General features: G+C 57.1%; 7 protein-coding genes and 1 pseudogene. 1 reads left to right on the top strand and 7 read right to left on the bottom strand.

The window, feature by feature from the left end; translation table 11 throughout:
* Positions 1-52: 52 nt before the first annotated feature.
* The 3 genes from IYY11_RS00370 to IYY11_RS00360 form a co-directional block, all read right to left on the bottom strand.
* Positions 53-475 (bottom strand): transposase, encoded by a 423-nt coding sequence (locus IYY11_RS00370; RefSeq protein ID WP_196402308.1) that lies wholly within the window; start codon positions 473-475, stop codon positions 53-55.
* A gap of 490 nt (positions 476-965) precedes the next feature.
* Positions 966-1,547 carry a hypothetical protein gene (locus IYY11_RS00365; protein ID WP_196402307.1) on the bottom strand — a complete coding sequence of 194 codons (582 nt, stop codon included), beginning with the start codon at positions 1,545-1,547 and terminating at the stop codon, positions 966-968.
* Between the two features lie 510 nt (positions 1,548-2,057).
* Entirely contained in the window at positions 2,058-3,209 is a 1,152-nt protein-coding gene (locus IYY11_RS00360; RefSeq protein WP_196402306.1) for a hypothetical protein, read from the bottom strand.
* A 33-nt stretch (positions 3,210-3,242) separates the two neighbouring features.
* Between IYY11_RS00360 and IYY11_RS23530 the strand changes: the two are divergent.
* Positions 3,243-3,507, top strand: a pseudogene (locus IYY11_RS23530) (DUF2274 domain-containing protein).
* A gap of 261 nt (positions 3,508-3,768) precedes the next feature.
* Here the strand turns inward: IYY11_RS23530 and IYY11_RS00350 are convergent.
* The 4 genes from IYY11_RS00350 to IYY11_RS00335 all read right to left on the bottom strand — a co-directional run.
* Positions 3,769-4,230, bottom strand: coding sequence for a polymer-forming cytoskeletal protein (locus IYY11_RS00350; RefSeq protein WP_196402305.1), 462 nt, complete (start codon positions 4,228-4,230; stop codon positions 3,769-3,771).
* A gap of 108 nt (positions 4,231-4,338) precedes the next feature.
* Positions 4,339-4,833 carry a hypothetical protein gene (locus tag IYY11_RS00345; RefSeq protein WP_196402304.1) on the bottom strand — a complete coding sequence of 165 codons (495 nt, stop codon included), beginning with the start codon at positions 4,831-4,833 and terminating at the stop codon, positions 4,339-4,341.
* A gap of 10 nt (positions 4,834-4,843) precedes the next feature.
* The gene (locus tag IYY11_RS00340) at positions 4,844-5,395 is read right to left on the bottom strand and encodes a C39 family peptidase (RefSeq protein ID WP_196402303.1); all 552 of its coding nucleotides are present in this window, start codon (positions 5,393-5,395) and stop codon (positions 4,844-4,846) included.
* A 192-nt stretch (positions 5,396-5,587) separates the two neighbouring features.
* The coding region (locus IYY11_RS00335) for an ATP-binding protein (RefSeq protein WP_196402302.1) at positions 5,588-5,943 on the bottom strand (356 nt) is incomplete at its 5' end.

The following is a 5,943-nucleotide window of genomic DNA, read 5'->3' as shown; positions in this document are numbered from 1 at the left end:
TCCACCGGCCGCGTGGCCAGGTAGATCGTCAGCAGCTGACCGCCGAGCCCGATCATGACGCGGCGCGCGCCGCGCGGAAAATCCGCGCCAGATGCGCCTCGCCCACGTCTCGTCCCACACGGATCAAGATGTCGCCAATCGCCACCTCGACGATATCGGCGTGCGGCGTTCGTTGTAGATCATCGTCGACGGTTAGCTGAACGAACGCAGGCGACGCGACATCTTCTTTCGGGGCGGCCAAAAGACCACGCCGAAAGCGCCGGCGCCAATCGTAGATCTGCCAGCGCGTCGCTCCGTATCGGCGAGCGATATCTGCCACGATGGCGTCCGGCGTCAGACTCTCGGCGGCGATCCGAGCCTTCTCCGCCTCAGAGCGTCGCCGACGGCCCGTGGGGCCGGCAACCACCTCAATCCGTCCCGCGTAGCCTTCCTTAGAGACGCCCATTTGGGCGTCCATTTTGACGTCTCTGGTCATACAGCCACCCTAAAAAGCAGAGGCTTCTTCGCATGATCAGAAAATTTTCGGCAGAAGGGGGTCGGCTAAGCGCTTACGTTAATCAGTAGGTCGCGGGTTTGAATCCTGCAACCGGCACCATTTAAGTCAACGACTTAATGCGCAGTTAGCCTCACTTGCTGGCAAACTTCTCGCGCCTGATAAGCGAGTGGTAAGGGAAATCGGAATTTCGAGGAAAGTGGAGCCATCCCTCCGTTACGCTATCGAGGCCATACGTTTGTCGCGATGAATGCCCCCACTCGCCCGTTGAGATCGCCGGGCTTGCTGAACGCGGCCGTTGTTCTCAATTTGAGTCAACTCTGACTTTGGCTCAGCTTATTTTTTCGCATCTAAGACCTCGCAATGGTTTTGCGTCCACGGCTTCGGATTCGCGCAGCCAAGCCTCTCGACTATCATCCAAGCCAAACACTAACCGAGCCATTTCGTTTGTGTGAATTGATGGGCTGTAGCTTTACCTCTTAGTGCACCATCGGTTTTCCCCTTTATCCCATCCGAATACAATGCCGTCTAACTCTAAAAGCAGGAAGGCGCGGGAGAAGACTGAACAGCGCAGCATGGGTGAAACTTTTTCATCCAAGTCGTTGAGCCGGACTAGATCAGGAGAGATCATGGTCGAGGCGCTAGCCCCCCAACCGTTGATCTGAGCGCAGATCAACAACCACATTTCGTCGAACGAGTGACCATCGTGCTTTGCGGTTTTCTCGACCTTGTCTTTGATCCGAAATGAGAGGGGACCAATATATCCTGCAGGGGCCCAATGACCGTAAGCTTTTACCGGATCGGGAGCCTCCATAGCAGCGCGCGCTTTCCTCTCCTCTTCCGCACGAAGGCGCGACCCCTCGCGTGGCGTTGGGCCTTCATCTGCGTGGTAGTCAGTTACCTGTAAGCCCACTGCGCGCTCGCCGAACAAGAGCTTCACATCTCCGCCGCTCTCAACCGATCTGGAGTTGGGGTCCTCGTATGCGCTCGGCGCATATCCAAGAATGCTGCAGAGTTTCCTTACTGCGTCGCGTTCCCGATCAAATTTGCTCATAGCTGAGGTCCGGATACAGAAGCCAAACGTTACACCTTAAGAAACGGGCGGCGCGGGGGGGAGAGAACCGGTCCATCGTATTAAATGAGGGTCGCATAAATCTAGCAATCGCTCAGATGAACGAGATTGCTGCCGAGCCGCCGTGGCCGCTTCCGCGGCAGATAAGTCGGCTTATCAAGGAAACAGGTCTCCGCCGCAGAAAACTACAAACCGCACGTGGGCGGGCGGTCCCCAACTTGGCGGCAAGTCGTCTTTCTCACCTCTACTAGTGCTCCGCCCGCCGCGCCGGTGGGAGACGAACGCAGCTCGTCGCAATCATTCGCTTTTTTTTCGCACCGCGTGCAGCCGGCTCTGCGCCGCAGGGAATTTGGCGGCTTGCGAAAGCACGCCACCTCGGCCAAACCAGCCCGTTGCAATCAGAATCTTGAAGCGCTTCCCAAGCGGAGCATTCCGGTGGCGCATTTTGCGCCAGTCTCTAAAGAGTTGGGCCTCCAGCAAACCCGGAACGATTCACCGTTCATTCTCTTCCCGCACTATGCGAAGCGGCTTAGGCTGCGGTTGAGCACCTTCAAGCAGAATTCCCGTTTCGCCCGAGCATCTTTCAAACCTTTCGTTGAACCAATCGACGCGATCCCAAACAGCCTCTCCCTTGACCTCAAGGCCGCTCAAAAAACGCTTGCCTTTCCAAATCACACCAAAGTTGCGGCCAACTCCCTTTCGCCAAATCCCAACAATTTGCGGTACACCTCCGCTGAATGGATCTGCGCCTCGTTCCAGGGCCTCGCAAAAGGACCACACAGCGGCTCGGCTTGTACTCTCCGCACCAGTGCCCATCCATGTCTTTGCGCTGTTTTCAATCATATTCCGACCTGTCCCGTCTATATGCACAAAATATGAACGATCACCAATGATGTTGTATTCTTTGTCAACCCAACGCTGGGTCGCAGGAGAATATGAAGTCTGCCAAAGTCGAAATTGGCTTTGCATGCCATCTCGTTCGCGCGCACCATGGAATACTGAGAATTTTTTTATCGGTGCGGCAATCTGCGGTTTCGATGGTCTTCGAGAATTTTGTGCGCACGTCGCGCGCGTCCTGCTGAATCGAGTTGGCCGCGAGATCGACGTGCTGAACCGCAGCGAAGCGAGCGCGTCGGCTCGCGCGCCGCTCATGATCGCCAGGGCGAGTAAGGCGCGATCGCGCTTTTCGATGTCGGTGGCGCTCGGCATGCTCAGGATGACGTGGCGGATTTGCTCGATCGACGGAATCGGCCTGCCGCGCGGTGCCTGCGCGATCGCAGTCTCCTTCCGCGACAAAGCGAAATATGCAGCATCGAGATAGGAAAAGCGCGACTTGAACCCCTGCTGCTGAGACAGCCACGTGAAGAAGGCCTGTAGGGCCTTGAGGGTCGAGAGCAGCATCGCTCTGCTCAGTGGCTTTCCCGTGCGCTCGGCGAGTTGCCTCTTGAGATGCGTCACGAAGCCGATGGCCGGCTCCTTGCGGAAGGTTTTGAAGTCCTTGTTTTGTGTGTAGTCCTCGAACCGGGGATGGCCTTCGGGGCGATGTCGATGGACTTCTCGCTTTGGCGCTTTGGGCCCTTGATATAGTCGAAATAGTCGCGCTTGATCCGCGTGTTTCCGGCATGGCGTTTTTTCATGCGTCACCTATGGCGTTGAAGTCACAACTCACGGAGATCCATGACCAAGCTGAAACTCGCATCAATCGACGACGACAAACCCGTGAAGATCACCGTCACACTGCCGGCGGCGCTGACCCGTCGCCTACGCGGAGATCCTCGTTAAGGAAACAGGGAAGTCAGTCGAGGCGGCAAAACTCATCACGCCAATGCTGGAGAAATTTCGCGAGCGATCGAGGCTTCGCGAAAACGCGGAACGTTCCTTCCAGGACCGCCGTGTTGACTTCCGAAAAACCCGAGAGAGCAAATTGGTAGGAGAAGGTTAACAGGCGCTAGAACGAGCGGCGGTGCGCAATCGCGGACGGTGTCCGCCCCGGAAATGATTGCCCAAGATATGGTCGCGGTGCGAATTTCGACGGATATTGCGATGCCGATCATCGGCGCGCCACGCTCCCTTAATCATGCGGCTCCTGCGCTTCAACTGGCCGTCTTCTTTTTTGGGAGCCGGCTATGGTGAACCCATCTAGGACGAGGCCCAGCTCTTGCTGTTTAGCTGAAACCCAGCGTTCGAACTCCATTGAGCGATCTCACGACTTGCGGTCACCATAGACCGTGTTGTTACCAGCAACGTGGGCACTACCGTGAACTCGCCCGTAGACAACAGCTTCGCCCTCAACGACCGCGTCTTCGAAGACCTCGCCAAATATCTTCGCGGAACCGCGGATGATAGCCCGTCCATATACTCGCCCAGAAATTTGCGCCTGCCCAGAGATTCGGGCTTGGTCGAAGACTTGCCCATTGATCGAGGCTTGATCGGAGACCTGTGCGTTGCCGCGCACTATGCCGCGGATCTGCGCATCACCTGTGACCTTCGCGTTCTCAAAGATAGCCGAGTTATCGTATAAGAAGCACGCTCCGTCCTGACTGAGATTTGCCTCGGACTGTATGAATCCTCCCTTTAATCCGTCCGCCAATCGAATAACACGACTAAGCTTAATTCCATCAATAGTCCTGCTCTCTTCTGTCGATAGGAGATACTTTGCAGGCATCTTCTCCTCCTTCAATTTGCCGTCGATCCCCGTAATAATTCATTAGGTGCAGCTTGACCTTGCGCTTGAAGCAATGACAGTCACACGGAAAAGCAAGCTCCCGGTTGACTATTCTCCTTCGTCGCTTTGGGTTTCCTGTGCAACCGCGGACCACGAAAATTCAGGCGTTACATAGATGCGTAGCGCGACGCCGTTCGCTTCGCGAGCTTGGAACATCCACGTAAGCTGTGTGGGGCTTTGATTAGCGACTAGAGTGGGCGCGTTCTCCAGTTTGTCGCCGGCCTTCAAGGTACCGCGTGCCTTTGCGGTTCGTTCCTCGGGCAGCATGTCTATGATATCCGGTGCGAGATCGGTGACGTCGCGCGAGTTACGAATCCGGCTGCTGTAGCGGATCAGTTCGCCGCCGAGGCCGAAATCCATAAACCCCACGGTGCGTTCGCCAAGCCGCACGGGAACACGCCAGTAAAGCGGTTCTTGGTGAGGCGTCATCACTTGCAACGGCTTCTCGACCGAGACGCTACCCAACAGTTCTTGCGGAAGTTCTCGGGCCAAGCTGGCGTCAAAGGCGCGACGAACGCTCTCGTTGCTTGGCGCGTCGGGCATTTCCGGCAACCTAACCGATTGGCGTTTCGCGGACAAAGATGTAATTGAGGATCTGCACCGCGCCCCACTTCTCCCAGTAAATCTGCGCCTGCCACGGGTCGTAAATGTAGAGCCAGCTCCCCTCGTTCCCTTGAGTCGTATCCATTTTCCAACCGCAGATCGTCCGTGCGTGCCCCTTAATGCCACACTTTAGCGGGCGACCAGCGGCGATTTCGGTTTGCACTTCCATGAAGCCCGGCGTGTCGTCGTAAGTCGCGATCCGATTGGATTGGCTTAGCGTCTTATACGCTTCCACCTGATTTGGAGTGTTAGGAGTTCCATCGGGCGCAGTATTCATAGCGATCGCGATTTCGGCCTGTGTGTGCTCGAAGCCGTAAAAGTCAAGAATCATCTTCGCCGCGGCGCACGCGCACCACACGCGGTTCTCCTGCGCGACGCACTTTATGCCTGATATGATGTGCTCTTGCGCGCCCGCCTGAACCTCGGCCGACCCCACTTCTGGCTCCTGGGCTCCGGGGAGCCGCAAAGCAGCCTGGTAGCGGCTGAAGCGGTTGATTTGCATTCCGGCGAGGCTTGGAGCGACGTCGTCCAGGAGCGAGTGTCAAACGCCATTGAATCGGGACCCCAGTTTTTCATCCAAAAGGGACCCCTTTCCCGATGCGCATTTTCTGCCGTTGTTGGCGTGACGGAGGGAGGGCGTAGCCCGAACGGAGTTACGCCAACAACGGCAGCGGTCTGACCAATCGGGGCAGCGTCAGGCGCGGTTTTTGAAGCGCCAACTTTCGTTGCCGGTTTCGACAATGTCGCAATGATGGGTGAGGCGATCGAGCAGCGCGGTCGTCATCTTGGCGTCGCCGAAGACGCTCGGCCATTCGCCGAAGGCCAGATTGGTCGTGACGATCACCGAGGTGCGCTCATAAAGCCGGCTGACGAGATGGAACAGCAATTGGCCGCCGGCCTGCGCGAAGGGCAGATAGCCGAGTTCGTCGAGAACAACGAAGTCCATGCGGGTAAGATAATCGGCGATGCGTCCCTGGCGCCCGGCGCGGGTCTCCGACTCCAGGCGGTTGACGAGGTCGACGGTGTTGAAGAAGCGCCCGCGCAGACCAG

The organism is Methylocystis sp. H62 (assembly GCF_015709515.1).
GTDB lineage: Bacteria > Pseudomonadota > Alphaproteobacteria > Rhizobiales > Beijerinckiaceae > Methylocystis.
The sequence above is the reverse complement of the archived record's forward strand: the minus strand, read 5'-3'. Positions and strand labels throughout refer to the sequence as shown.

Bases quoted from the DNA above. Each gene is read 5' to 3' on its own strand.
- IYY11_RS00370 (WP_196402308.1), bottom strand. From the start codon at position 475: ATGACCAGAGACGTCAAAATGGACGCCCAAATGGGCGTCTCTAAGGAA.
- IYY11_RS00365 (WP_196402307.1), bottom strand. From the start codon at position 1,547: ATGAGCAAATTTGATCGGGAACGCGACGCAGTAAGGAAACTCTGCAGC.
- IYY11_RS00350 (WP_196402305.1), bottom strand. From the start codon at position 4,230: ATGCCTGCAAAGTATCTCCTATCGACAGAAGAGAGCAGGACTATTGAT.
- IYY11_RS00345 (WP_196402304.1), bottom strand. From the start codon at position 4,833: ATGCCCGACGCGCCAAGCAACGAGAGCGTTCGTCGCGCCTTTGACGCC.
- IYY11_RS00340 (WP_196402303.1), bottom strand. From the start codon at position 5,395: ATGCAAATCAACCGCTTCAGCCGCTACCAGGCTGCTTTGCGGCTCCCC.